The organism is Nocardiopsis sp. CC223A, assembly GCF_030766825.1.
In the GTDB taxonomy this organism is placed as follows: domain Bacteria; phylum Actinomycetota; class Actinomycetes; order Streptosporangiales; family Streptosporangiaceae; genus Nocardiopsis.
Genome location: NZ_JASFDV010000169.1, coordinates 1 through 2,346 on the forward strand (window position 1 = coordinate 1; position 2,346 = coordinate 2,346).

Here is a 2,346-nt window from a genome sequence, read left to right on the forward strand (position 1 = left end):
CCGGCGACCGCGACGGTGGTGCGCTGCTGCGGGAGCTGCGGCGGTTGGGCCTGGACGGGCGGGAGGACCCGGCCCGGCTCCTGGAGGAGGTGACGGTGATCCGCGCCGGGGGCCGGGCGGCGGGCTCCCCCGGGGTGCCGGCGCACGACGTGGACGCGTCGCTGCTGACACAGGTGTGGGGGTGCGGGCACGGCCCCCGGGCCGCGCTGCGCACGCTGCGGGTCATGGGGGCGGGGGTGCGGGCGGCCCCGGACGTGGCCGGATGGGTGTGCGCTCCGCTGCTGGCCGCTCCCCCGGTGGGCGCCGAACCCGCCTGGCACGCCCTGGCCGAGGAGGTGGCGGGGCACGCGCTGCGCGCCGCGCTCCCGGCGGAGGCGGAGCGGGTGCTCGACGACCGGGCGGCGCTGGAGGCGGCCCTGACCGACTGGTCGCGGGCGGTGGAGTCCGGCCCGGCCGCCGTCCCCGGACCACCGTGGGCCCTGCTGGCCCGGGCGCACCCCACCCCCGCCGACGTGTCGCTGCGGGCCGTGGCCGCCCTGCTGCTGGACCGGTGGGAGCCGCCGACCGCGGCGCGGGTGCTGCGGGACTGCCCGGCGGAGGTGTTCGTCGCCTACCGGGAGGCGGCCGCCCACCGCCTGTGCGACGACCCGCCGGACGCCGACGCCGCCGCCCGCGTGTACCTGGCGGCGGTGCGCTCCGGGCTCGGCCCGGAACGGGCGGCGGTGGTGGAACGGGAGGTGCTGGTCCCGGCCCTGGCGGGCTGGGGACGGCGGAACACGGCGCGGGTACGGCGGCACCTGCCGCACGGGGAGGCCGCCGGGTTCGACCTGTGGGTGCGCGGGCACCGGTCCCGGCGCGGCCTGTTCGGGGCCCGGGGAGGTGACCGGGGGTGAGCGGTGTCCGCGGACGCGACGCCGGGGCGGCCCGGCCCGAGGCCGCCCTCCTGGGTGTTCTGCTGCTGGTCGCGGCGGGCGCGGTCGTGGTGCTGCTGCGCTGGTGGATCCTGGCGGCGGTGGTGAGCCTGCTGGTCGGCGCGGGGGTGCTGGCCGTGGTGGCGGGACTGTGCGTGCTGACGTGGCTGTACCTGCGAGAGGTGCACCGGGTCATGTTCGGCGGCGGTCACCCCGCCGAGCCCGCGCCCGAAGGCCGTGAGGAACCCGCCCACCGCGGCTACCACGGCGGCCCGGCCTGGTGGGACCTGTGCGCGGCGGTGCGGCGCACCTGGCGGGCGTCCGCGCTGTGGGGGGTGCTGCTGCTCCCCCACGTCACCGCGCACGTCCTGGTGGTGGGCGCCTACCTGGCGGCCGCCTGGTCCCTGGCGGGGGCGCTGCGGCTGGTGGACACGGGACTGCGGACGGTGCGCCGGATCCGGATGGTGTGCCCGGAGTGCTACCGGCGGCTGCCCTACCCGGCCTACCTGTGCGGCCGCTGCGGGCGGCGGCACGACACGGTCCGCCCGGGCGCACGGGGCCTGCTGCGGCGGCGCTGCCGCTGCGACCGCACCCTGCCCACGCTCATCCTGCTGGGTGCGGCCGATCTGGAGACGCTGTGCCCGCACTGCGACCGGCCGCTGGAGCACCGGCCCGGGGAGGCGCGCGAGTTCCTGCTTCCGCTGTTCGGCGGCACGGGGGCGGGCAAGACCCGGCTGGCGGCGGGGCTGCACCTGGCCCTGGAGCAGGCGGCCCGGCACGGCCCGGACTCCTACCTCGAACCGCTCGGGGAGGAGGCGGCGCGGCTCTCCCGCGAGGGCGCGCGGGTGTCGGCCCCCGACCACCGCACCCGCCCCACCCCTCCGGGGCGCAAGGTGCGCGCGGCGACGGTCCGGTTGGGGACGGGGCGCCGGTCCCTGGTCCTCCAGGTGTTCGACGCCGCCGGAGAGCGGTTCAACCGCTCCGCCACCACCGAGGAACTCGCCTACCTGGGCGAGGCGTCCACGTTCGTGCTGGTGGTGGACCCGCTGGGGATCCCGGCGGTGTGGCGCTGCCTGACCGCCGCCGAACGCGACCGGCTGGCCGGGGAGCGTTCGCACACCCGCGACCCGGAGCTGGCCTACGGGGCGGTGCGCGACGAGGTGGAGCGGAGCCGGCGGGCGCCCGAGCGCGGCCCGGGCGGCCGCCTCGCGGTGGTGGTCACCCGCGGCGACCTGGTGCGCGGCACGTCCGTGGACCCGGGGGCCGGCCCGGTCCGCGAGTGGGCCGAACACCGGCTGGGGCTGGGCAACCTGCTGTCCCGGGCGGAGGCGGACTTCGGGTCGGTCCAGGTGTTCCTGACCTCGGCGGTGGTCGGCCCGGACGGGCGGGCCGACCCCAGCCTGCACGCGCTGGCGGCCTGGCTGCTGCGCGCCCA

The 2,346-nt window shown here is 79.2% G+C and carries 2 protein-coding genes; both read left to right on the forward strand.

All coding sequences use genetic code 11. The features are described 5' to 3' along the window. Positions 1–893 (forward strand): GTPase-associated protein 1-related protein (locus QJS33_RS31175; RefSeq protein ID WP_306371656.1); only part of this gene is annotated, 893 nt, incomplete at its 5' end. Further along, the coding region (locus QJS33_RS31180; protein WP_306371657.1) for a hypothetical protein at positions 890–2,346 on the forward strand (1,457 nt) is incomplete at its 3' end. The genes QJS33_RS31175 and QJS33_RS31180, both read left to right, overlap by 4 nt.